The sequence below is a fragment of the Paenibacillus motobuensis genome (assembly GCF_039521865.1).
GTDB lineage: Bacteria > Bacillota > Bacilli > Paenibacillales > Paenibacillaceae > Fontibacillus > Fontibacillus motobuensis.
Genome location: NZ_BAAACX010000009.1, coordinates 523,791 through 548,742, shown reverse-complemented (window position 1 = coordinate 548,742; position 24,952 = coordinate 523,791). Strand labels below are relative to the sequence as shown.

General features: G+C 47.0%; 23 protein-coding genes. 19 read left to right on the top strand and 4 right to left on the bottom strand.

Annotated elements, in window-relative coordinates; all coding sequences use genetic code 11:
• The first annotated feature begins 62 nt into the window (after window positions 1-62).
• The 6 genes from ABD014_RS13130 (at window position 63) to ABD014_RS13105 (ending at window position 7,009) form a co-directional block, all read left to right on the top strand.
• Complete coding sequence (locus tag ABD014_RS13130; RefSeq protein WP_343861695.1) at window positions 63-2,411, top strand: glycoside hydrolase family 95 protein; 2,349 nt, start codon at window positions 63-65, stop codon at window positions 2,409-2,411.
• A gap of 22 nt (window positions 2,412-2,433) precedes the next feature.
• Window positions 2,434-3,693, top strand: coding sequence for an alpha-L-fucosidase (locus tag ABD014_RS13125; RefSeq protein WP_343861693.1), 1,260 nt, complete (start codon window positions 2,434-2,436; stop codon window positions 3,691-3,693).
• 368 nt (window positions 3,694-4,061) lie between these two features.
• A complete protein-coding gene (locus tag ABD014_RS13120; RefSeq protein ID WP_343862118.1) occupies window positions 4,062-5,090 on the top strand; it encodes an InlB B-repeat-containing protein in 1,029 nt (342 codons plus the stop codon).
• A gap of 88 nt (window positions 5,091-5,178) precedes the next feature.
• Window positions 5,179-5,526, top strand: coding sequence for a thioredoxin family protein (locus tag ABD014_RS13115; RefSeq protein ID WP_343861691.1), 348 nt, complete (start codon window positions 5,179-5,181; stop codon window positions 5,524-5,526).
• Between the two features lie 299 nt (window positions 5,527-5,825).
• Window positions 5,826-6,350, top strand: a complete 525-nt coding sequence (locus ABD014_RS13110) for a zinc metalloprotease (RefSeq protein ID WP_343861689.1) — start codon at window positions 5,826-5,828, stop codon at window positions 6,348-6,350.
• A gap of 26 nt (window positions 6,351-6,376) precedes the next feature.
• Window positions 6,377-7,009: a hypothetical protein gene (locus ABD014_RS13105; RefSeq protein ID WP_343861687.1), complete on the top strand. Its 633-nt coding sequence runs from the start codon at window positions 6,377-6,379 to the stop codon at window positions 7,007-7,009.
• 88 nt (window positions 7,010-7,097) lie between these two features.
• On the opposite strand, the gene ABD014_RS13100 is transcribed toward ABD014_RS13105, so the two are convergent.
• Window positions 7,098-7,982 carry a M23 family metallopeptidase gene (locus ABD014_RS13100; RefSeq protein WP_343861685.1) on the bottom strand — a complete coding sequence of 295 codons (885 nt, stop codon included), beginning with the start codon at window positions 7,980-7,982 and terminating at the stop codon, window positions 7,098-7,100.
• Between the two features lie 160 nt (window positions 7,983-8,142).
• Here ABD014_RS13100 and ABD014_RS13095 point away from each other — a divergent pair, with 160 nt between their 5' ends.
• A complete protein-coding gene (locus ABD014_RS13095; RefSeq protein WP_343861683.1) occupies window positions 8,143-9,255 on the top strand; it encodes a GIY-YIG nuclease family protein in 1,113 nt (370 codons plus the stop codon).
• Here ABD014_RS13095 and ABD014_RS13090 read toward each other — a convergent pair.
• Complete coding sequence (locus ABD014_RS13090; RefSeq protein WP_343861681.1) at window positions 9,233-10,060, bottom strand: AraC family ligand binding domain-containing protein; 828 nt, start codon at window positions 10,058-10,060, stop codon at window positions 9,233-9,235. The two genes, ABD014_RS13095 and ABD014_RS13090, sit on opposite strands and share 23 nt — an antisense overlap.
• A gap of 191 nt (window positions 10,061-10,251) precedes the next feature.
• Between ABD014_RS13090 and melA the strand changes: the two genes are divergently transcribed.
• The 4 genes from melA (at window position 10,252) to ABD014_RS13070 (ending at window position 15,271) form a co-directional block, all read left to right on the top strand.
• Complete coding sequence (gene melA / locus ABD014_RS13085; RefSeq protein WP_343861679.1) at window positions 10,252-11,550, top strand: alpha-glucosidase/alpha-galactosidase; 1,299 nt, start codon at window positions 10,252-10,254, stop codon at window positions 11,548-11,550.
• A gap of 158 nt (window positions 11,551-11,708) precedes the next feature.
• Window positions 11,709-13,184, top strand: a complete 1,476-nt coding sequence (locus ABD014_RS13080; RefSeq protein ID WP_343861677.1) for a stalk domain-containing protein — start codon at window positions 11,709-11,711, stop codon at window positions 13,182-13,184.
• A gap of 152 nt (window positions 13,185-13,336) precedes the next feature.
• Window positions 13,337-13,924 (top strand): TetR/AcrR family transcriptional regulator, encoded by a 588-nt coding sequence (locus ABD014_RS13075; RefSeq protein ID WP_343861675.1) that lies wholly within the window; start codon window positions 13,337-13,339, stop codon window positions 13,922-13,924.
• 168 nt (window positions 13,925-14,092) lie between these two features.
• On the top strand, window positions 14,093-15,271 hold the full coding sequence (locus ABD014_RS13070) for an MFS transporter (RefSeq protein WP_343861673.1): 1,179 nt from the start codon (window positions 14,093-14,095) through the stop codon (window positions 15,269-15,271).
• Window positions 15,272-15,303: 32 nt separating this feature from the next.
• Here ABD014_RS13070 and ABD014_RS13065 read toward each other — a convergent pair whose 3' ends face one another.
• Entirely contained in the window at window positions 15,304-16,089 is a 786-nt protein-coding gene (locus ABD014_RS13065) for a hypothetical protein (RefSeq protein WP_343861671.1), read from the bottom strand.
• A 184-nt stretch (window positions 16,090-16,273) separates the two neighbouring features.
• Here ABD014_RS13065 and ABD014_RS13060 point away from each other — a divergent pair, with 184 nt between their 5' ends.
• The 7 genes from ABD014_RS13060 (at window position 16,274) to ABD014_RS13030 (ending at window position 23,287) form a co-directional block, all read left to right on the top strand.
• Window positions 16,274-17,233: an AAA family ATPase gene (locus ABD014_RS13060; RefSeq protein ID WP_343861669.1), complete on the top strand. Its 960-nt coding sequence runs from the start codon at window positions 16,274-16,276 to the stop codon at window positions 17,231-17,233.
• A 41-nt stretch (window positions 17,234-17,274) separates the two neighbouring features.
• Window positions 17,275-17,919: an RNA ligase family protein gene (locus ABD014_RS13055; RefSeq protein WP_343861667.1), complete on the top strand. Its 645-nt coding sequence runs from the start codon at window positions 17,275-17,277 to the stop codon at window positions 17,917-17,919.
• 357 nt (window positions 17,920-18,276) lie between these two features.
• Window positions 18,277-19,344, top strand: a complete 1,068-nt coding sequence (locus ABD014_RS13050) for a suppressor of fused domain protein (protein ID WP_343861665.1) — start codon at window positions 18,277-18,279, stop codon at window positions 19,342-19,344.
• Window positions 19,345-19,410: 66 nt separating this feature from the next.
• Window positions 19,411-21,087, top strand: coding sequence for a DUF6138 family protein (locus tag ABD014_RS13045; RefSeq protein WP_343861663.1), 1,677 nt, complete (start codon window positions 19,411-19,413; stop codon window positions 21,085-21,087).
• Between the two features lie 52 nt (window positions 21,088-21,139).
• Window positions 21,140-21,481, top strand: a complete 342-nt coding sequence (locus ABD014_RS13040; protein ID WP_486189884.1) for a DUF2625 family protein — start codon at window positions 21,140-21,142, stop codon at window positions 21,479-21,481.
• Window positions 21,482-21,600: 119 nt separating this feature from the next.
• Window positions 21,601-22,812, top strand: coding sequence for a YwqG family protein (locus ABD014_RS13035; RefSeq protein ID WP_343861661.1), 1,212 nt, complete (start codon window positions 21,601-21,603; stop codon window positions 22,810-22,812).
• A 109-nt stretch (window positions 22,813-22,921) separates the two neighbouring features.
• Window positions 22,922-23,287 (top strand): hypothetical protein, encoded by a 366-nt coding sequence (locus ABD014_RS13030; protein ID WP_343861659.1) that lies wholly within the window; start codon window positions 22,922-22,924, stop codon window positions 23,285-23,287.
• A gap of 77 nt (window positions 23,288-23,364) precedes the next feature.
• Here the strand turns inward: ABD014_RS13030 and ABD014_RS13025 are convergent, their stop codons facing one another.
• Window positions 23,365-24,093 carry an MORN repeat-containing protein gene (locus tag ABD014_RS13025; RefSeq protein ID WP_343861657.1) on the bottom strand — a complete coding sequence of 243 codons (729 nt, stop codon included), beginning with the start codon at window positions 24,091-24,093 and terminating at the stop codon, window positions 23,365-23,367.
• Window positions 24,094-24,533: 440 nt separating this feature from the next.
• Here ABD014_RS13025 and ABD014_RS13020 point away from each other — a divergent pair, with 440 nt between their 5' ends.
• Window positions 24,534-24,950: a hypothetical protein gene (locus ABD014_RS13020; protein ID WP_343861655.1), complete on the top strand. Its 417-nt coding sequence runs from the start codon at window positions 24,534-24,536 to the stop codon at window positions 24,948-24,950.
• The last annotated feature ends 2 nt before the right edge of the window (window positions 24,951-24,952 follow it).

Below are 24,952 nucleotides of genomic sequence, written 5' to 3'. Positions count from 1 at the left end.
TTTATAAGTAGTAATTTAAGGAATATTTAGAAATAGATGGTATTGGGAGGATGACGAAATTGATGAACGAGCTTATAGAGAAACAGCCCGCTCGGATCTGGACAGAAGCATTTCCAATCGGTAACGGTAGACTTGGAGCGATGGTATTCGGCGGCGTATCCTCTGAGCGAATCGGTCTGAACGAAGATTCCATCTGGTATGGGGGGCCAAAGCAATGCGATAATCCGCAGGGCAGAGTGAATATGAACGAGATTCGAGATCTGCTCAATAGAGGCGAGGTTCAAGAGGCAGAGAGGGAGATGCTTCTTCATTTCACGAATGTTCCGCAATACTTCGGTCCTTATCAGCCGCTGGGAGATCTGCTGCTTCAGTTCGGTAACGTAAAGTCGGAAGCGGAGGATTACTACAGGAGATTGAATCTGAGTACAGGAGTCGCTTCAATAAGTTATGCAGTGGATGGAGTCCGCTATCATCGGGAAGTCTTTGCCAGTGCCGTTCATCAGGTATTCGTCGTTCGAATCACGGCATCAGAGCTGGGGGGTATAAGCTTAACCGCACGATTAAGCCGGCGTCCCTTCGATGGGGACATGCTGCGGGAGAATGCGGATACCTTAGTGATGGAGGGAATTTGTGGACCTGATGGCGTTAAGTACGCAGCGGTATTAAGCGCTCAAGTAACAGGAGGGGAGTGCCAGACATCCGGCAATTATCTGGACATCCGATCCGCTGATTCAGTAACGCTGCTGCTCACAGCACAGACCACGTTCCGGAGTGAGGATCCTCGTCAGGAAGCTCTAAGTCAGATGGAAGCGGCTAGAGCACTTACGTACAGAACATTGCTTGATTCGCATACGGCTGATCACCGCTTGTTGTTTGATCGTGTTAGCCTCGAAGTTCATTCGGTTGATCCAGCAGGAGAAGCCGAAATGATTGTAGAACCGATAGGTATTAGCCATGAATATGCAGGAAATTATCGATCTACTTCTGAACGGCTGCAGTCTTATCGGCATGGGGGCGAGGACCCACAGCTTGAAGCTCTGTTCTATCAATACGGTCGCTATTTGCTCATATCAAGCTCAAGACCAGGCAGCTTGCCTGCGAATTTGCAAGGGATCTGGAATGATAGCTTCACACCGCCTTGGGAGAGCGATTATCATCTGAACATTAACCTGCAAATGAACTATTGGATCGCTGAAACAGGTAATCTGCCAGAATGTCATGAACCGTTATTCGATTTCATCGATCGATTGGTCATTAATGGACAGAAGACAGCGGCAACCTTATATGGAGCAAGGGGCTTCACGGCCCACTCTAGCTCGAATATTTGGGCGGAGAGCGGCTTGTTCGGAGCCTGGACGCCGGCCATTTTCTGGCCGATGGGCGGTGCCTGGCTGGCGCTGCATCTATGGGAGCATTATCGGTATAATCTTTCAGAAGCATTTTTGCGCGGACGGGCTTATCCAGTGTTGAAGGAAGCGTCACTGTTCTTTCTTGATTTCCTTATTTTTGATGAGAATGGCTATTTGGTTACATCACCTTCACTCTCACCAGAAAATAGCTATGTGAACGAGAGGGGGCAGGTTGGTTCTTTATGCTCCGGCTCATCTATGGACTCGCAAATTATTTACGCGTTATTTACCGCTTGTATTGAAGCGGCGGGGATTCTAGGGCTGGATGAGGGATTGATCGAGCAATGGACTGGGGCCCGGGCAAAGCTGCCAGAGCCTAAAGTCGGCCGCCACGGTCAGATTATGGAATGGGCCGTCGACTATGAAGAGCATGAACCGGGCCATCGTCACATTTCTCATTTATTTGCCCTACATCCGGGTGAACAGATTATTCCACATAGAATGCCTGAGGTGGGAGTCGCCGCCAGAGCGACGCTGGAACGGCGACTGCAGCATGGAGGCGGACATACCGGCTGGAGCCAGGCGTGGATCGCTAACTTCTGGGCCAGACTTGGCGATGGGGATAAAGCGCATAGTAGCCTGCGTGAACTGCTAGTCAAGGCGGTGCATCCGAATCTATTCGGCGATCATCCTCCGTTCCAAATCGATGCTAATTTTGGTGGAGCTGCGGCCATCCAAGAGATGCTGCTGCAATCGCACGGCGGTGAGATTCGGCTGCTGCCGGCTCTTCCGACCGCTTGGTCAAGCGGATCAGTCACAGGCTTGCGGGCCAGAGGTGGCTTCGTCATTAATATTCGCTGGATGGATGGAGAACTGGAAGCGGCGGAGATTTATTCTACAAGCGCAAGGGACTGTACTTTGCATAGTGAAGAACGGCTCGCTATTTACGATGCTCAGCATGTTCCTGTAACGATGGCAAGCACACACTCTGGGCAAGGTTATCAATATACATTTGTTGCTGAACCTGGACAGACATATCGAGTCGTACTTAATAAACAGTAAATTTATGAAGGAGTAAATATAAATGAATAATGAATTGAAGAAGCAGGCATCGGATTATGTTATGGCTCTACCGACCCCAGAGCAACTAGCTTGGCAGGATAAGGAGCTTGGCTTGTTCTGTCATTTTGGAATGAATACATTCTGTGATCAAGAATGGGGAGAAGGCAATGATTCACCTGCTCTGTTCAATCCGAAGGAACTGGATGCACGGCAATGGGTTAGAACGGCAAAAGAGGCTGGATTCCGCTATTTCGTTCTGACAGCGAAGCATCATGACGGGTTCTGCCTCTGGCCAACCTCGACGACTGATTATTCCGTCGCTGCTAGTCCTTGGAAGAATGGACAAGGCGATGTTGTTAGAGAATGTGCGAATGCCTGCCGTGAGGAAGGGATGGGCTTCGGCATCTATGTGTCACCCTGGGACAGACACGAGCCATGCTACTCGGATCCCGAGAAATATGACGACTTCTATTGCCGTCAATTAGAGGAATTGCTTACTGGTTACGGGCCACTGGTGGAAATCTGGTTCGACGGCGCTGGCTCCGAAGGCCGTGAATATGACTGGAGGCGGATCATCGGTCTTGTCAAGCAGCACCAGCCAGGGGCGATGATCTTCAATATGGGCGCTCCGACGATACGCTGGGTTGGTAATGAGGATGGACTTGCCCCATACCCGTGCTGGAACACGGCAAAGACGGCGAAAGGAAGCATGTTCAGTGAAGCATCCTTGCAGTGGCTGCCGGAGACCCCAGATTGGGTGCCGGCGGAATGCGACGTACCGATCCGTAAGGATCACTGGTTCTGGCATCCGAATGATGAGCATTCCTTATTGTCATTAGAGCAATTGATGGATATATATTATCGTTCGGTGGGTCACGGGGCGACACTTCTGCTTAACGTCTCCCCGGACGATCGTGGGCTGCTGCCTGAGGTAGATGCCAAGCGCCTGCTGGAATTCGGAGAGGAGATCAGACGTAGATTCAGTCATTCCCTGGCTGAGATTGAGGGTTGCGGTGAGATGCTTGAATTGGAACTGAGCGAAGCTGCGTTGATTGATCATGTCGTGCTGATGGAAGATATAGAGTACGGGGAACGGGTGCGTCAATATATTCTTGAAGTCCATGCTGATGGTGAATGGAAGGAGATCGTTCATGGCAGCGCAATCGGCCACAAGAAGATCGATGCCTTGACACCGATAAATGCGGAAAAAATCCGGTTACGGCTTACGGAGTCTGTTGCTAATCCGATCATTCGTAAATTTGCTGTATATTGCTCGCAATAGGTTAGTAGTATAAGTCAAACTATAAAAAGAAACCGCTTTTGGGTTACACTACCAATTACCCAAAAGGAGCGGTTTCTTTTTATATGTGATAAACCAATAACCAGATTCCATTCGGAACGGATGACGTACTATAATTTTGACACTAACCCGGTAGAAAGACGTCTAGCCTCCGGCGCTGTTGAGCTCGTGAACGAGGAATATTGGGAAATCGACGGGCTTGAAGTGACAAACCTTGGTTCCCAATGGGAAATAAGGCGCAACGGAATTATGATTATGAATAATTACGCTAAAGACGCTTAAGGAGCGTACTCCGGAGAACTTTATGGCCAGCAAAAAAAGCCATGTATACGTGACCAATTCTTGTGTACATGATGTCAATGCCCTTCACCAGTCCTATGGCGGTGCCAAGGTGGCCTGGCGGCATTATATTTTACGGTTATATCGACGATATTCTGGCCGAGGGCAATACCGCAATCCGCTGCGACAACGAAGGAATTCGCAATACAGGTTTCCACCCGGATGGTTGGACCAAGAGCGGATATCCCGCCATTATAAAGGTGCGTTACAACATTAGTATTGATGATGGCAGTCCCCATGAAGGATCAGCGGCATACTCGCATTTGTTCTATTATGCGGTTGGCGGAAGCTCAAATGGCGCCGACTACCCGATTATTCACAACAATATATTCAAGCTTGGCGCAAACACGACGCGAATATTCGGTACAGGCAGCACAGGTTCGATCTGGAGCCATTTTTATAACAATATTTTGTACGGCAAGGATACGGTCAGTGTTTTCGACATAGGTTCAAAGAGCGTCATGACACATGGCAGTTTCGATTATAATATCATTTATCCGAAAACTCTGATCGATCGAAGCAAATTTGCTTCAGGCGTTTATGGAAATACTGGGATCAGCAAAGCGATTGTCCGCTCCGAATTTGACGTGTCTAAGCTAGCAGGCTTCAAGCTCAATTCAGCAGACCAGAATATTTCCGTAGGCGCTGGATTTCGGGCAGATCAAACTCTTGAAGGACGACGGGACCTAAGCAAAATTTTCTCTTTGACACGCGACTTCTTTGGAAATGCCATTCGGCCTGATGATGTGCTTGATATTGGTGTGCATCAAATTGGGAATGAAGGCCTGAAGGCTGTAGAGTTTAAAACGGGGCTGGGAGGAAGCTATATTCAGCATCAGGCTGTACCTGTTGGCGGTCTTGCATCCAAACCATCAACGGATCCGACGAGGAACGGATATAAATTCGACGGCTGGTATACAGACGAAAGCTATACGACAGCATGGAACTTTGAAACCTGCATCGTCTCCGATAATACAGTTCTCTACGCAAAGTGGATCTCTTCTACGGATGAGACTTCTTATGAGAATGACTTAAATTAATTCAATTGAAGTATTTAATACGGTTGATCACCCATCCGGACAAAGATCTTCACGGCTCTTAGTCCAGTAAGAGAAATAGGAGGAAATTATGAAGAAACTAGAAGAATTAGATTCATATGCGAAGGTAGAAGCCTTCATTAACGAGCATAAGCTATCCTTTCTATATGTTTCAAGACCAGACTGTAGTGTATGTCATGCGATACTACCTAAGCTGCAAACGTTATTGAACCGTTTTCCGCAAGTAGAGTTAGGACAAGTGAATGCGCTGGAAGTGGAAGAGATCGCTGGACATTTATCGATCTTCACAGCACCTACACTGCTCTTGTTCGTCGAGGGCAAGGAATATTTGAGAGAGGATCGTTTCGTCCGCTTTGCGGATTTAGAGGAGAAGCTGACCAGAATATATGAACTGTATACTTCGATTAACCCTACTTAGTATTAAGTTTCTCGTTAACCCCGTGCCTAGGCGCGGGGTTTTGTTATTAGTGTAAGTATTCCCGCTGATGTTAAACTATCGAATGGGAGGATAGATCATATTGCTATAATAGGCATAATATGGTATAAACTTTGATAGAAACAAAATTATACTAAATAAGTAAAAAAAGAGATTAATAGGTAGTTAGGAGGCGGTATTAAGGGGAGACAGGAGAGGCAGTAAGCGCAACATACTCATGCCCATCAACGTCGGTCAAAGTAACCGAGTGGTTCAAGAAAAAATTATGCGAGGTGAGAATTTTGAAAATTAGAATTATGAAATTAGCGGTCTCATCTGTCATTCTACTTCCACTATTGCTCGGCCATAGCTTTCAGGCAAATGCAGAATTAACGAATATCGGAAGCCCGAAAGCGGGAATCGATGTGAAGTATCCGGATAACCTGAATGATACATGGAAGACACCGATCTCCAATGGTATCTCCGCCTGGAATGGTACTGCAACCAAGGTTACTATCGGTTATTTGAGCTCTTCCTCGAATTCCATTACAGCTGCCCAGTACTCGGATACATGGTACGGATTGAATACACAATGGAAATCCCCTTATAAATACACCATCCAATTAAATGCCAGAACAATCGCCAGAGATGCTACGAATTTCTCCAATTTCGTCAAAGGGACCACGGTTCATGAATTTGGACATTGCTTTTTCTTGAAGGATAACCCCAATACAACGCTTGCTTCGATTATGAAGTATACCAACAATTTTAATACCGTAACGACCCCGCAACAGTATGACATTAATGACGTCAATTCGGTATATTAATTTAGAGGACTTGGAGGAGGATGGGCATGAATAAAAGTAAATGGATTCCTGTGTTCTGGGTATTCTGCCTCACCATGGCGCTGCTTGCTGGTTGCAGCTCTAATGAAGCAAAGTCTAGCGATTCCCAGACTTCTGCCAACGGAACTTCCGAAGTGGTTCCCAAGCAGGAAGTATTGATTGATGCCTCTTTTCCAAAATATAGCAGCATAGGGGAACTCGAGAATCGGGCAGACCTCATCGTTGAAGGGCGGATACTAAGTTCTACGTTCAAATTTCTGAATGTTGCTCAGAAGCCTTCCGATCCCACCGATGCGCAATTGAATCCGGGTACCGATCCCGTGGACAGTCCGCTGATCCCATACACCATTTATGATGTGGAGATTCAGAAGGTCTATAAGGGTGAGGTGACGGAGAAGGAGACTATACAAGTAAAACAGGTGGGCGGCGAGAATCAGAAGACGATCTTCAAGGTCAATGATTCGACCGAGCTTAAAATGAATGGCGATTATATTATGTTCCTGGCAACTTTTGACAACTCTCCTGCTTCTTTGCTGAACCCGATTCAAGCTTCTTATCAGCTGGTTGATAACCAGATTATCGCTAGCGACAAGAACACGATCAAGCTGAACTTTAAGGATTTGAAGCAGCTAACGGAGTGATCGTTTATGAAGCGAATATCCTGTTGAATGTAGAAGACTCATATCCAGGGCCAGCAGGCCCGAAGAATATGAGTCTTTATATTTAGCGCTACTGAAGCGGAAGGACGACAGTTCCTTTTTCAGGCATAGGCTCTGCATCGGTTCCTGCGAAATATAACGGGAGCCCCTCCGCCAATATGGGATGAGGAGTGGACAAAGGATTTTGCCGCTGATGATGAATATGCAGATGAGGCTCAGAGCTTGATCCGCTATTGCCAACCCGACCCAGGACATCGCCTGGCTTAACATGGTCCCCAATCTGAACTTTGACACTATTCTGCCGAAGATGGTTTAGTAGCAGATAAGTCCCGGTCTCATCCATTTTCAAATATACATGATTGCCTTCCATAGACAATACATCCTCCGAACCGGGCGTTATATCGGGCTCTGCGTCATATGCAGCGATGACTGTACCGGATACAGGGGCAAGTACTTCTTGATTCCAAATCCCGTAATCTTCAAAATTAGTACTGCCTGTACTATATGGCTCCATCAGTAGATCATATGCCCAGCGCTCTGACGGCCATATGACATGGGGAAGATTGGTATGTGTGGATTTGCCACCCCAGCCGACAACCGTCGGCCCGGCAAGAGGCCATGTGGCGGTAACGGCTGGTTTAGTCCTGTCGACTTGTGCGGGGTACGGCATTGGAATGATATTTAACGTGAGGAGCAGATGCAGCGCCATAATCGTACATAGTCCAAAAGTGATTATTCGACCTGCAAGCCGTCTTCCCTTAGATAGATTGATCGCGATAATGACAAGACTGATCAGCATGCCTGCGGAGCCGAGGAACGGCATAACGAGCTTTAACAGAAACCAGGCGTAAACCGACGGCAAGCCGGGCGCCCCTAGAACAATCATCCACAGCAAAAAAATGATGAAGGCTAGCAACATGTTGGTATTTCCGATTTTGCGGCTAATTTTTCTCATAGCTACCTCTATATTCAATATTGTCGATAATAACCTCTTAATCTATAACGATTGAAATAGTAGAATTACTACATAAGCATGGATTAGATGAGCGAATTGACTATAAATTGGATGATATTTTGACCTAATGAGAAGCAGGGAGATTTGGAGGAGACTAGGATTGAACACGCATGTAGCAGAACGGGTTAGAAATTTGCCCTTAACGCCGGGGGTATATCTGATGAAGGATTCCCGGGGAACGATCATTTATGTTGGCAAGGCCAAACAGTTGAAGCGGAGGGTTCAGTCGTATTTTCACAATTCGAAGTCCCATTCGCCGAAGATTGCCAAGTTGGTCGCCCATATTGCTGAGCTGGAGTATCGCAATACCGATACAGAATTTGAAGCTTTTATGCTGGAGTGCAGACTGATTCAAGAACTGAAGCCGATGTATAACAGGAAGATGAAGAATCCGCTCGCTTATACCTATGTAGCGATTCGGAATAAGGCCGGACTGCGGCGCATGGAAGTGACTGACACCCCAGGTGGCGACGGCGAGGGCATATATTTCGGCCCGTATACAGCCAGTAAACATTCGGTTCAGCGAGCCATTCAGAGTATCGAGGAGTGTTATCACATTGCTTGCAGTCAGCCGTTAGCTGAGAGGGCATGCTTAAATTATTCTCTTGGGCTATGTCTTGGAGTCTGTCTCGGCGGGAGTGCTGTGCAGGAGTATGAGCGGATCATGGATCGTATCGTGAGCTTGCTTCAAGGTTCCGGTTCAGCTCTTCTTCATGAGATGGAACAGTGCATGCAAATGGCCGCAGAGAACTTTGAGTTTGAAGCGGCTGCGAGATGGAGGGATCATATAGAATCCGTGAACTTTCTGTTAAGTAAGAGAAAAGTAATCGAATTCTCAGCGCAGAATCTCAGCACCGTCGTCTATGAGTATATTGACGATACTACGATCAAGCTTTTCCTGATTAGACAGAACCAAATTTTATTTAGTCAAAAATATGTTCTCCCTACAGATGGACAACAGAGAGTATTATTAGCAGCGGAGATCCGGCCCAAAATCCTGCAATATTTTATGATAGATTCAGACTCTGAGGAGGCCCTAGTTCAAATAAGTAGAGAAGAGATTGACCAGGCTCAGATCATATATAACTACTTACATGGAAGCGGAAGCTATCATCTCCATATTCAGCAATCCTGGCTGAGGGAGATGGAGCAGCAAGAGTTGGATGAAGCGTTGGACAGCTTCCTGCCGGCTAGTTCCCGCGAAAATATTTAGGGGATTGTCCGATGATCTTCTTGAACATCTTCGAGAAAATGAATGGGTCCGTGTAGCCGACTGAGCGCGATATGTCGCTGATGGACAATTCCGGGCTAGCTAGCAGTTCAGTCGCTCGTTTCATTCGGTATTCTACAAGGAAGCTCTGCAGGGAGCTGCCGTATTTCGCCTTGAACAGGCTGGATAAATAGGTCCGGTCCAGACCAACAAAAGCGGCGATATCCTGAATCGTAATCTTCTGGCTGTAATTGCTCTCTATAAAACCTATCGCTTGCTGGATATAAGCATCTCTGGAGGGAGAAGGCTTGGACTGTTCGGAAGAGGTCTCAGAGCAGGATATGAGCTCGGCAATTAGCCGATAAAGAATGCTCTGGTTTAACAGATCACTGCTTCGTTCGGAATGAACGGCCAGCAGATCATCGTAGAAGGATTCAAAATAAGGGTTATGAGGCGCATCATAAATGAGTTGGGACGCTTCAAGCTGAGCACGTCTCATGAATGATTTAGCGCTAAGACCGTTGAAGGCGACCCATGAATACGTCCATGGATCAAGCTCATCTGCTTCATAATGAACAATAGTTCCTGGTTCGATCAGGAAGCCTTGACCGGCGGATAGGGAATAGCTATGATTGCCGCTATGAAATACACCGCATCCGTTATGAACATGATGAAGAATATAGGTATCACGTACCCCTGGACCCCAGGAATGATTAGGCAAGCACTCCTCTTTGCCGAAGAAGATCAGGTTAAGATCCAGTCGGTCCGGCGGCATCGTGGAATTAATCGTGACATTGATTCGGGACATGCAGCAGCGTCCTTTCGTTCGTGAAATGAGTAGAAGCTATATATTACATTATAACAGGTAAAACACAGGTTTATCGCTATAAATATTATATACATATTGGATTATGACATGTGAATCATGGGTTGCTCCATGTTCCTTGCTTCTGTCTGCGCTTATACTCAAGATAGATTATGACATGGAGGCGATGATCAATGTCCAAAATAACTTTTCTAGGTGCAGGTAGTACGGTGTTTGCTAAAAATGTGCTAGGCGATGTCATGCTGACAGAAGCTCTGCAAGGCTATGAATTGGCTTTGTATGACATAGATGAGGAGCGCTTAAGCGATTCCGAGAGATTGCTGAACAGCATGAGACTGACCCTTGGAAGCAACTGCACAGTCAAGGCGTACCATGATCGGAAGGAAGCCCTTAAGGGCGCCAAATTTGTCATTAATGCCATTCAGGTTGGCGGCTATGATCCTTGTACGATTACGGATTTTGAGATTCCGAAGAAGTATGGTTTGCGTCAGACCATCGCAGATACCTTGGGAATCGGGGGGATATTCCGCAATTTGCGTACGATTCCCGTGATGCTTGATTTCGCACGGGATATGCAGGAGGTATGCCCCGATGCCTTGTTCCTGAACTATACGAATCCGATGGCGGTACTAACGAATGTGATGAATACCGTCGGCGGAATCCGTACTGTAGGGCTGTGCCACAGCGTACAGGTCTGTGTACCAGGATTGCTTGAATCATTAGGCATGGATCATGAAGGGGTTCAGTCGAAAATAGCGGGTATTAATCATATGGCTTGGCTGCTCGAAGTCACGAAGGACGGGGTAGACTTGTATCCTGAGATTAAGCGTCGGGCGGCGGAGAAGCAGAAGGAGAAGCATCATGACATGGTACGCTTTGAGCTGATGCTGCGCTTTGGCTATTATGTAACAGAGTCGTCTGAGCATAATGCCGAGTACCATCCTTACTTCATCAAGCGCAACTATCCAGAGCTGATCGAACGCTTCAATATTCCGCTTGACGAGTATCCGCGCCGCTGTATTGAACAGATCAAGGGCTGGAAGGAAATGCGTGAGAAGCTGTTCGCCAGCGAGAGCATTGAGCATGTCCGAACTCATGAGTATGCCTCTTACATTATGGAAGCGATTGAGACGAACAAGCCGTTCAAGATCGGCGGCAATGTGATGAACACCGGGTTAATTACGAACCTTCCATCCGAAGCTTGCGTGGAAGTGCCATGTCTAGTGGATGCATCCGGGATTACCCCAACTTATGTAGGAGCGCTGCCGCCGCAGTTGGCCGCCCTGAACAGAACAAATATCAACACGCAGCAGTTGACCATTGAAGCAGCCGTCACCGGACGCAAGGAGCATATTTACCATGCCGCCATGCTTGATCCGCATACGTCTGCCGAGCTGTCGATCGATGATATCGTCTCGCTCTGTGACGACCTGATTGAAGCGCACGGCAGCTGGTTGCCGGCGTTTAAATAATTTCTTTGTCTACTTATTTATGAGAGACAGTCCCCCGTTTTAATAGACGATGGGGGACTGTCTCTTTTATATGGATATTCGGCTTTTTATGTTTATGTCATCCAATATATGGTATTATGGCTTGGTAGAATATTTGATGGATTGAAGGAGGAAGTTAGATGAAGCGAAGGGATATCTTCGGAAAATGGTTCATTATAGCTTTCCTGGCCATCGGCAGCTTATGGCCGGGCGGTCATGAAGTTAAGGCGGATGCTCCGGTTCAAGTCGTTAGCGCCGCAGGCGGAGATGCATTTGGAATCGCAGCCTGGAGCGACGGCACGGTTGCCGGGTGGGGATACAATAAGTTCGGCCAGGTAGGGGACGGTACAAGCATTCATCAGTATATACCGAAGAAGATTGCTGGACTTGCGCATGTAACCCAGGTTGCTGCAGCGCAGAGTACTTCATTTGCTGTGACAGCTGAGGGGGAGGTATGGGCCTGGGGACAGGGATATTCCGAATATGTGAACGATGATCCTGTACTACCTTTTCAAAAAAGAGAACTTCCATCCAAGCTTGAAGGTCTAAGCGACGTGGCAAGCATCAGTACGAACGGTTCCGCAGGAATCGCAGTGCATAAGGATGGCACGGCTACATTGTGGCATATTTTTTATGACTCGGATTATATCAAGCAGATCAAGTATGTACCTTTAAAAGGAGTTACGGGGATAAAAGAAGTGCAGATTATGGGTTCGAAAGCACTGCTTCTGGATCAGAATGGCAAGTTGAGCTCGCTGAATATATATAATGACTTCTACGGAAGGTACCGGACTGAGAACGAGATAAAAGAACCTGAATTTCTCAAAGCGGACGTATCCCGATTTGCTATATCATGGCGAGACATCTTCCTGCTTAGTAAGGATGGAACAGTACTTCAATTGAATGAGAAGAGTCAGAAATTCACGGCAGTCAGTGGGTTAAAAGGAATTTCTGATATTCAGACAGGTTATAACCGTCTATTTGCTCTTAAGCAAGACGGTACGGTTTGGCAGTGGAACTACAACTCTGGAAGCAAGGCCAAGCCATTTCAGGTCAAAGGGTTGACTGACATTTCTGCAATTTGGGGAACGACAGGTCAGACAGGCTTTGCTCTAAATAAAAAAGGACAATTCCTGGCCTGGTCTAGCGAATATAACGCGGGACTCGCAACGGGCAGTGGAACAGAAAATAGCGGTTCAAACGGATCAGAGCTGATGATCACTCCTGTACAACAAGCCCTGTCTTGGAAGGTTAATGGAGAAGACATCAACTTCTATGCCACCTCAGGTTTGATGGATAATAAATTGTACGTACCTTATACCAGCGTGTTTGAAGCGATGGGTGTAAGTATTTCACACAAAGAAGTAAAGGCGAGTGATCCCAAGGCTGTGCCTCGTTCTAATACGGAATGGAGCTTCGCTTACGGAGATCGGAACGTTTCAATAGTTCAGGGCAAGCCGAATGAAGTATACTTCAACGGCAAGAAGTCAGGGGCCCCGGCGCAAATTATTTACATGTCCAACTCGACGCTGTTCCCACTGGAGATCATCTGTGAAGGTCTGGGTATTGATTTGAAATGGAACAAAGCGACTGGCGAGATTCTGATTCAATCTTAAGAAGACTGCGCGGTTCGGTTTCCAAATTACTTATTCAGGACAAAGGAGTCCCCTGCGATTTTCGCAGGGGATTATGCTTGAGATATATTTGACAGAACAGTACAAAATGCGTATTCTAATTACAGCTTATTCTTAAGAAAGGATGCAGGTTCATGAGCAAAAGTGGAAGACCTCGCGAATTTAAAGATACCGCTGTTATTGATGCCGCTGTGGAAGTGTTCAGGACGAACGGCTATGAAACCTGTTCAACGGATGACCTCTGCAAGCAAACTGGACTCGGCAGAGGAAGTTTATATAACGCATTTGGCAGTAAGCACGAATTGTATGAGCATGCCCTTCGGCGTTATCATGAAGTGGGTATTCAGGCGCAAATCGAAATATTGGAGCAAGAAGGCCCAGTAAAAGACTGTCTCCGCTCGTTATTGGAGTGGGAGATTCCGAAGGGTGAGGAAGCTGACAGTAGAGGCTGTCTTCTGATTAATGCGGCGGGTGAAAGGGCAAAGAATGACCCTGTCGTCGAGAAGATCTTCAAGCAACATGTAGATTTACTGGAACAAGCGATATGGAAAGCGATCCGCAGGGGCCAGGAAACGGGCGAAATTTCTAATGTGAAATCAACTGATGAGCTTGCCGGAATGTTCCTTAGCAGCTACTATGGACTTCGCGTTATCTTTCCAGCTACGATGAATTACGCTTTGGCGGAACGGATCATTGACGGAACCCTAGATACTATTTTTTAGAGAGAAAAGTACACATAATTTTTTTTGTACAATTCTGTACTGAATAATACAAAAGTGTATGATTATCTAAAAAAATGTTCACCTGATAATGATCTAATTCGAGTAAATTTTTTTTTATTTACTTTTGTACTGATTAATACAAAAAAATTGACAGGAGTTGTTGTTTGCGTGCCGTTAGTCATCTATGTACTTGGCCTCATGATATTTTCCATGACCACCTCAGAATTTATGGTCGCCGGAATGATGTCTTCATTGTCGAGGGATTTCGGAGTCTCGATTGCAGCAGTTGGATATCTTATTTCCGCCTATGCCGCCGGAATGATTATGGGGGGGCCGCTTCTTACAGTGGGATTGTATAAGGTCCCGCGTAAAAAAGCTTTTATGGTGCTTGCTATTGTTTTCTTTGCGGGCCAGACCTTGGGAGCCTTAGCACCAAACTATGAGATAATGATGGTAGCGAGGATAATTACCGGAATCGCTTCATCTGCTTGCTTTGGGGTCTCTATTGCGCTAGCTCTAACGCTTGTAAGTTCGGAGTCCGGCGGTCGTGCAGCATCCATCGTTCTTGGCGGTTTGATGGTGGCTACTGCGATCGGTCTGCCTTTTGCCATGCTATTTGATCAGTATTTTGGATGGCGCGCAAGCTTCTGGGCGGTCGCCGTTCTGGTGCTATCGTCCGCAATTCTGGCACAATGGCTCATTCCTTCATCGTCATCTGCAGAATCCGTAAATATACGGGAAGAATTCAAAGACTTCAACAACCGTCACTTATGGGCTGCTTACACGACGAGCATGCTGATTATTGGAGCTACTTTCGCGGCATTCAGTTATTTTTCTCCAATCCTGACCGATGTTGCAGGTTTTGGAGAGCAGACCGTTCCGCTTTTGCTTGGTATCTATGGGGCGGCTACTGTTCTCGGGAATATCATCACAGGAAGGTATGCCGATCGATATATGATGCCTATTTTAACTACAGGTTTGATTATGCTTGCTTCCGCATTGCTTATATTTGGCCTATTCGCTGACCACCCAGTAATCGTAGTAATCAGTGTAATCGTCATCGGGCTTGCAGGAGTGCCAATGAATCCGGCTATGGTGACCCGAGTTACACGCTCCTCCGGTGCGGGATCATTGGTTAATACGATTCATGTCTCCATAATCAACCTTGGCATAGTTGTGGGCTCATCACTCGGAGGATTCACTATCGATCAAGGTTTTGGCCTGACATCCCCTTTATGGGTTGGTGCGATCCTGGCTGTAATGGGACTTATTTCATTGCTGCCTTATCTGTTAAAGACCCGGGGAGCGGAAGTTCAGACGGGAAGCAGCAAACAGACTTGCGCGTAAATGCCGGACAACACAGCAAAAACAAGGAGCTGTCACAAAGTTTGATTGCCGACTTGGGGACTCCCCTTTTGCGTATCACAGATGTTGATATTCTCATGTTTTGAACTAATCACGCGGACATTTTTGATACAATAGGCCATTAAGCACCCGTTTCGTGATAGGGCGGCACATAGCTGGGGACTGTGACCATTAACGATTTCTGGTGTTGCCTCAGTCTGATATAGACGTTCCTGCGTCAGCAGGTTTGTCACCACTAAATGAGATTCATCGTACCAAAGCCCACGGTTTCCCGATAGGGAGAGCGTGCTGTTATGATATGTAAACGAGGTGTAACTACGAACGCTTCCATCCAAGGAAATTCCTGAAATCTGATGGCTGTCATTAATCAGAAGCTCGCCCGCTTCCAGACAATAAAACATATCATAAATCAAATGATTGCCTACCAACTCCCAAGTGAGCTGTTTTTGCCCATGCTCGTCCAAATGATAGATTTCTTCCTTTTCAAATTGGCCGACCACATATCCAGCATAGAACTGATTGGTGTCCGCAATCGCAGCCAACGGCATAGAACCGGTGTAACCAACCCCGATATAAAGGTGAAACAACGGAGTGCCTGGCGCTGCCTCGGAATTTCTATAAATGAAGCCTTTTTTTAGCTTGTTCCACATCTCTTTCTCCGCATATTTTGTCGCTTCTCCCGGGGCATCGAACACCTTCTCTCGAGGCTTGCCTCCGTTATTGGACATAACAATGCGATTCCCGTCACAGTCGATTTCCCAGGTTTTGCGGCTATTTAAATCTTGAAATATTCTTCTCATAGGATTTCTAATCCCCTTTTCATTATAGATCCGTCAAATTATACCATGAAAGTAGGACCATACAGACCATATACAGGAAAATTCAGGTGAAAAGGCCGAGTCCGATGCGTCGTTGGTCCCGTGCGTTTCGCAAAATGCTTCCTTTATACTGAAATAAGGCTGCCAGAAAGGAGGTGATATAGCGATGAGTGTGATTCATATGCTGGTCGGCATTCCGGGCAGCGGGAAAAGCCATTACGCCAAGGAATTATCCAAGCGAGAAAAAGCAGTTATAGTAGCGACTGATTCCATTCGGGAAAGGTTGTTCGGCAGCGAGTCGAAGCAGAAAAACACGTATTTGGTTTTTGATGAGGCTTTTGCAGAGATAGAGCAGGCGCTTGGAACGGGCAGAAATGTGGTCTTTGATGCCACAAATGTCAGCCGGGATCGGCGGCTCAAGTTTTTGAAACGTTTCAAAGACTTCCCGGTAAAGTGCTACGTATTTGATACTCCTTATGCGGTAGCAAAGGAAAGAATCGAGGGAAGAAAGCGACAGATCAGCGACACGGTGCTCACCAAGTTTGCCAAAAACTTCGAATTCCCTGTTTTAGGCGAAGGGTTTCAAGCTTTGCAGCTGATGCATGTTGCGGCAGAGACCGGCCTCGATCGATCCAGACTTGAGCAGTTGCTTGTGGAACAAGCGGGGCATGACGAACTGTTTGCTTATTTGGCAAGTTCGCCCCATTTCCGGGTCATGTTGGGATATGATCAAGAGAATCCGCATCATTCCAAAACCTTATCCGAGCATACTTATGCCGTTCTGGATTATATCAATGTCTTCTATGAAGGCGACAGCTTGCTGGCGATGCAGCTTACAGCATTATTCCACGACGCGGGTAAACCGTTCTGCAAGGTATGGAAAGAGACGCGCGGGTACTACTCGTATTACGGGCATGAGCATGTGTCTGCAATGATAGCCTGCCATGTGCTGAATGAGCTTGGCTATGATGATGATTTTATTCTGCATGTCGTGAATATGGTCAGCTTCCATATGGAGATTTTGCACGGCGGTGATGCTGGTGCGTCCCGAATTTATCATTTGCTTGGCGAGGATCGACTGGCGGAATTATATTTCTTTGCCGAGGCGGATTCTTTTGCTAAATGAGGATACTGTAGCATCTTGATAGAAAAGAGGTGATTCGAACTATGAAAATCAAATATCCGAAAACGATGCATCTGCCATGGTCGCGCGGGTATACCGATGACGATAAGATTTTACGAAATACCGATCATTTTGCAGGGCGAGAAGTCGTTATTACCGAAAAAATGGACGGTGAAAATACAACCATGTACCCGGATCTCATTCATGCCAGATCGCTGGACAGTAAGGACCATCCATCCCGGCATTACGTCAAAACGCTGCACGGCGGCATCAAATATCTGATTCCGGAGGGATATCGGTTATGCGGTGAGAATGTGTACGCGAAGCATTCCCTGTATTATTCGGCATTGCCAAGTTATTTCATGCTGTTCTCCGTATGGAATGAGCGCAATGTTTGCCTGTCCTGGGATGAGACGGTGGATTGGGCGGAAGGGCTTCATTTGTCGACAGTTCCTGTGCTGTACCGGGGAGTTTGGAGCGAGGAAGCGGCTAAGGTGTGTTATACTACACAGTCTCGCTGCGGCGGAGAACAAGAAGGATACGTTGTCAGGCTGGCATCCGCCTTTGCGTATGAGGATTTCAAACGGTCCGCAGCCAAATTCGTCCGCAAAAACCATGTTCAAACCGATGAACATTGGTTAAGCAAACCGGTTGAACCGAACCTGCTTGCCGAATCAGCGACGGAGTAGAAGAGAAAGGTTATGCCCCAAAGTTAGAAGAACGGCGACATTATGTAGACACGAAATAACTACAATAAACATTTTTGATTAGAAAGAGGTGTTGATCATGTAATTCCAAGTTGAAGTACTCTAAACAGGAGTTCTAACGAAACTAGATAGCGCTATTGGGGCTGGAAAGGTCATCTGAAAATTTTAACGAAACTGGGTATCGCTATTGAGCTGAATTTGGGGCGTAGAGCTTGTTTTTACCCTAAATAACGTTTTGTAGTTTCGTTAGATTCGAATTGAGCTTGTTTTTGAAGTAATAGCGATCTGTAGTTTCGTTAGAAAAACAAATGAACCCATATATACATAGGAGGCAAAGTGATGAGCGAAGAAGTAGAAGTAAATACATCCGGCTGGGATGCGATTGATCAGGAAGTAGGTAAAATCTATGGGGAGCAGGAACCGAAGCATTATGGGACGCTGGTTCCCTATTCACTGGGAGGCGAGGATCCACTTGATGGCATTAGCGCCTACAAAAGTGCGACGCCGGTGCCGCATTGGCATTGTGTCACGTACGGATTTTCGGAGCTGTATGAGAAAGAATTGGAGAATACAGAGTACAGCGGCTACGGGTTTGAACTTACTTTCCGGCTGGTGCGGAATGAAGACGAGGAAGAGCCTCCAGCATGGGCGCTCAATTTGCTGCAAAATATGGGAAGATACGTGTACGGAAGCGGCAATGTATTCCGCTCAGGTGATTATTTGGATGCCAATGGCCCGATCTGCCTCGGCGCAGATACGAAGCTCACTGCGCTCGCTTTTACACTCGACCCGGAACTGCCGGCGATTGAGACACCGAATGGTCATATAGAATTTATTCAAATGGTTGGCATTACAGCTGATGAGCTTGAAGCCATGCAGACTTGGAATACATTAGGCGTGCTTGAGGCAGGCTTGGCGCAGATTCCAGGTTATGTTACGGATTTATCGCGTGATTCTCTCTTAGAGGTTCCGGCGATTGCCGAGGCAGTTGAGCAGGGGATGGAGAAGGAAGGCTCCAATACTGGCTTTTTATTCGTGGATCAGTTGGGCTGGGAGCCAGGGAAGAGAGGATGGTTCAACAAGCAGGCGGATCGCGTGAAGCTCGGAGCGAAGCAGGCTGGAATCATTGGCAAACTTCTGCGTGGACGAATATTGAAACAAAGAAGTCTTACCCTTCTTAGTCAAGATATCCGCGTTGTATTTGAGCCAGGAGAAAATGCCGAGTTTCGTATGAATGATAAGGAAGTCAGTATCCGCTTGAATCAAGAAGCGGCTGCCGAGCTCAGCCAAAGGCTGGTACCCCTGGAGAGCGAGTTTGGACTGGCTTCCCTGCCAGGGCTTTCGTTCCAAATTATAAAGACTCATATTAAAGATCAAGAGGGCAACGTCGTCGAGACGATCGGCTGACATAAACAGGGTGAAGCAGGAGATGAAGTTCAGCCTATACGTAGGTCTATAAGGGGAGAGTTGCGTTTGAATCAATATGTCGAGGCTTTTATTGACAATGTATGGGGTCAGATTATTCCGGTCTATGAGCGGGAAAGCAAGAGAATCCAAGAGTTGGAAAATCGTAGCCGGCTTCAGGCGGGGGTGAACGATTATTTTAAAGTCTCATGGAAGAATGGACAACAAAACGGCGGCGGATACGGAACGATATATATCGATTTATACGAACCCTTTGATTGGAGTGATAGCTCTTATAAGGTGGAAGCAGGTTCTTATATTGAAGGTTTGATGGAAATGAAGGATGAAGCGCTGTTGGAGGAACTTTATTCCGCTTTGCGTGGTCAAGTGGAAGAGACTTTTCAATCCGATCGATATGGCAGCCGATTTTTCGATTACCGAATGGAACTGATTCTGGAATTGGAGCGGGGGTCTGCCGCGCTGTACCGCCAAGAGGTGCTGATCAATGAGCATAAACTTCAAGCGCTGAAGCAGGAACTGGCTTCGTTCATCCAATCCAAGGTACTGGCGGATCTGCCAGTGCGGCCGGATAAAGATGATGAATTTTTCTTTGCACGCCATTTGCTTAATCCGCATTTTTTTGCCCAGAAGTCTGACATTATAGATCCGCTAATTCAACGTCTGAATGATAAGCATCATGCGAACCGCAGCCGTCTGGAGCAGTGGTCCTATCAGTATATTTCAGCCTTAAGAGAGTGGGCGGAAAAACAGTTTTTGGAGCGGTATTTTGACCGAACTGGGAATTTTGGACATGAATGGCTGCTTAAAGAGGGAGCCAAGGCCAGCCTGCCGAATGCCGATGCAATCGAATTTTTCCTATATGCAGCGCTGCAGATTGGCCGTAAAGAGCCTGACACTCGCAGGAAATATCTTGAACTTGCCAAGCAGCTCGGATCGGAACAGGCAGCGAATTATTTGCAGCAGGGCAGCGGACGGTATGAAAGCATGCGGCATGGCAGCTTGTTCCAAGGCGAAGCGAATGATATTTTGCAGACGATCGACATCCGATTTGCGTCTGAAGAGGAAGCGGCCTACCGCGAAGCGCTGGACTATGTCATCTCGCTGTTGGAGCAAGGGTTCCCCAAAGGTTATAAGCTTACATTGCGAAGCAAAGCCAAAAACTATTTACCGGTTAAAAAGCTGGCGAAATCCCAGCAGCATCAATTTTTTGCCAATTGCCTCCAGTATCCAGGCTTGTTTCCGCATGTAGCAGAATATGCAGAAGCTGCTATGGAGGAATTCGCCTGGTACGGGGATGTAGAGCCCGGCGAGAAGTCGGCAATGCCGGGAACTTATGCGGTATTTGGACTGGGATTGTACAGCGATGCCTATTACCCGCTTGTGAAGCGGTACATGGAACTGGTGGACACGGAGCATCAATCGGTCCAGGACGGATATGCGGAGGCCTTTGTGGAAGTACATGGGCTTTCCGTGAAGTTAATGCCGGTATTGATATCCATCCTATTGGGAGGCAATGAGTCGGCAGGGGCAGTTAAAAATATCGTCATCGACAGTCCGGAACTGGCGGATGCACTTGTGCATGAGCTTGCAGCAAAGCAAGACTATCAGCGTGAATACGTTCTTTACCGGATTTTTGGCAGCCGCAGCAAGCTTGCGCAGCGTGCGAAGAAGGAAGCATCGCCGCTCAAGGACAACCTGGAGAAACTGCTGGCTTGGATGAGATAAGTAGTTCGGAAAAGCCTGACCGAAGGAATCTGGAACAAGGCGAAATAGAGGAATGCTGGTTGTAGCCTATGATGCTGCTGGCGGTTTTTTTGCCTTGAATACAGGACGATATGAAGATGCTGGACGCATCTATTATTTTGCACCGGATACGCTGGAATGGGAGTCGACCGAGCTGGCTTATTCCGGATTTATGGCTTGGCTGGGCGAGGGGGATTTGGAGCAGTTCTACCAGACCTTCCGCTGGAAAGGCTGGCAGGAGCAAGTTAGGCAGCTTGAGGCTGATCAGGTAATGAGTTATTATCCACCGCTAAGGTCGGCAGAAGGGGATGGAGAGAACAGCAGCAAAAGCCCGATCTCGGTCAAGGAAGCATGGCTCGCAGCTGTAAAACAGTAAATTACCAAAGTTACAAGGAGGAGGGAAGAGAAAGTATGACGGAAAAAGTCTCATGTCAAAGCGAAGGCTGCGCGGCTATGATATTACCGACAACAGCTGCTAAAACGGGAGGATACTGCATGCCCTGCTACCAGGAGCAAGAGCGGAGGAAGCGGGAAGCCTATATTCAACGGCATCGTAAGACGGTGAATTTGTATGAAGGGCTGAATGATCCGGTGGAAATTTTGAAAATCATGCACAGCCCCCTGCAATATGATCCGCTTATTAAATACACTCCATATCCACGCAGCAGAGAACAGGTTTACGCGTCGCTGTCTCCTGCTGAAGCGGAGAGCATGGCCGCCTATGCGTCTCACTTACTGGTATCAGGAGATGAAGATACGTGCCGTGACATTCTATCCTCCCTTGTCTGCTTCCGTAACGAATCGATCGCCGATTGCTTGCCGTTCCTTTTGGAACACGAGGTATACTATCCAGGAATTTTATATAAAGACGCTGGACCCGATGTACGGGACCGGCTCTTGGATCAAGTAGAATGGGATGACGAAAATAGGAGTTTTATTTTGCTTGTATTAGCCTGGATTGGGGACGAACAGGTCGTTCGCCGCTTTCAAGAATGGCGGATGAAGCCTCCGCAGTGGGCAGAGCAATTGTACGTCGTTCCAGAATTGTACGCTCGGGAAGCGGGCTGGGAGCTGTCGGATTCTGGGCAACGCCGCAGCCTGATTCAAGGGAGCAGCTATGCTGTTGAGAAAATGGAAGACCAGCGCGATTCCGCAGTTCAACAGGTATCCTCTGGATTTTTAAGACATGCTGCTGCGGATTGCCCGTGGTGCGGTGGGAAATTAACTAGACTGATCGATGTGGATACGTCCCATACGGCACTGGCCAGATTGAACTTGTCCTGGGAGCGGCTGCAGGTGGATACCTGTGTGATTTGTGGATGTTATGGCGTTATTTATATGGAGCTGGATAGTGACGGTGCACCAAACTGGAGCGCATATAATCAGAAGCCAGATTACTTGCCTGACATAGAATTAGAAGAATACAGCAGAGAGTATTTGCAGACCGGTCCGCAATTGACGTTATCCAGCATCCCTCGTTCTGCTTACTACGCCGCGGTATGGGAGTTGGATTCTCATTCCAAATTCGGCGGATATCCGGGTTGGGTACAAGATGCTGGTTATCCGAATTGTCCATGCTGTGGCCGGAGTATGCTTTTTATCGGACAGTTGGATTGGTCGGATTTGGAGGATTACGGTGAGGGAATTTATTATATGTTTATTTGTCCGAAGGACCGGATGACGGCGACAACGTACCAGCAAAGCTGAATCGCATCTCTATGCGAAATACAGGCGAATCGGTGCTAAGGAAAAAGATATTTATTCAAATAAAGAGTATGTTAATGAGGATCTGAATGTTCTGAATCGAACGGGTGAAATGGGGTGGCGTCGGCCTGATCCAGGAACAATCACATATGGCGAGCTGTCCATAGCAGGGTTGGGAGGGATCATTGGCAGAGCCGACAAACCCAACCGCATGGTGAAAGCTGATTATTTGGAAGCCTTGCGTCAGCTTGTCAGGCAGAGGTCTGATATTCTACTGCTTCATGAAAGTCCAGAGATCCGGGCGCAAGGACTACCTGGCAACTCGAATATTTACAAAGAGCTGGAGGGGGCTTCTGTCCTATTAGTCTGCAATGAACATATTCATTGGGAAGAGGCGCTGGCTGAACTAGACGCTGGTCCGCAGATTTTAAATGCGGATGGGCCTGTTTATATCTTCACGGCAGCAGTGCTGGATTAGGAAGATAGCAGCATATCAATCGCAATAGAAGCTGCGCTTAAATGCGCAGCTTCTATATTTGTGATCAAGTTATATTGTTAGTTCAGCGGTACTTGCTTGGACAAACGTTCGAACTCATCCATGTGAGGGTTCAGCTTCTTCTGGATCCCTTTTAAGTACTTCAATGCCTCGTCTAATTTACGTTGTTCGGATTTAGTATCTGCTGGAAAGCTAGAATAGGATTTACTGACCGAGCCGTTACGGTATTTAATGCTGAACAGTGTGCCTTTTTGCAGTGATTCTTTCAGTCCGGAGTTTGTTCCCAGGATCTCCAGCTTCTCATTTCCATTTTTGTAGGTAAAGCTGTAATCCGGGTCTGCCTGGGCGTGAATCACATCATAACCGCTTTGGAGTACCCCGTTTTTAAATGTACCTGTTTGGATTTCATTCCAGATGACCTCGCCGTCTTCCTGGGTCACTTTATGAGTCAAAGTTCCCTTGCCTTCCATTTTATCCTGCTTCCAAGTCCCGTTATAGATGACTTTATGCTTCTCGCCGTCCTGTGTATATTCATTGATATATTTACCGCTGCCTTCGCGTTTTCCATTCACAAAATCGCCCGAGTATTGCTTGCTGTCTCCCCAATGAATCGTACCGCGTCCGTTAGGTACTCCGTTTGTGACTTCGCCATAGTATTGGGCTTGCTCCGAAATTTGAACTAATTCTTTTGTCTCCGCTGCATGCGCTGTGGAAGAAGCAGGAAGCGACACAGTGGCCAAAGCAGTGCAAAGAGCTACGGACAGTGATAAAGCAATGATTTTTTTCATCGTTGAACTTCCTTTCGAATATGTAAGATATGCAGTTCGAGAAAAGAGGGAATCACCCGTAAACGAAGAAGTAAGCGAGGGTCCCAGCAACCTCATTATTTTAAACGTATCACTACTTAAGAAAGTTTCTGAAAATATTTGACGCCACATAGTTATTTTCGATTATATGTGACAACAGTTGCAAGTGAAGGCTAGGTAAATCCAACTAACCAACCTGGGCCCAAAGGATTGTTTAATGTTCCCGGGAATGATAGAAATTGATTACAGAACTTGCCAAGCTTTATACTATCTTTGAATCAGGATAACGCTTTGTTTAGGGAATTCCTGTATAGGAATAGGACGTAATGAATTTCATGCATATGAATTTTTTCGATACATATTGTTCCAGATAGGAATCGGATCGTATGTCAATGGAATATGTAAGTGAGGGGGGGATGCAGATGAAGCTGACCGTAATGGTGAAAAAGCCGGGCAAACGCAAGGAGCTTGTGGCCCAAGAGCTTGAATTACCTGGCATTCCACAAACTCTCCGAGAATTGATTACCGGGGTTGTGGAAGGTGGAGTACAGGCGTTTAAGGAACGCCAGTCCGAGAAGAATGTAATTCCCTACATAACCGAGACGCAGATCGGGGAAAGCGCAGAACAGGGTAAGGTAGGTTTCGGAACGATTTACGATGATAGGCAGGCTGACCCTGAGCAAGCGGTGAGTGCGGCATTGACTGCTTTCGCAGATGGCCTGTATCGGGTGTTTATCAATGAGACGGAAATAGAGGATTTGGATGCTCCGCTAGTCACCCGGGAAGGGGATCGTATCGTATTTATGCGCTTTACGATGCTGGCGGGAGGACTATGGTGAAC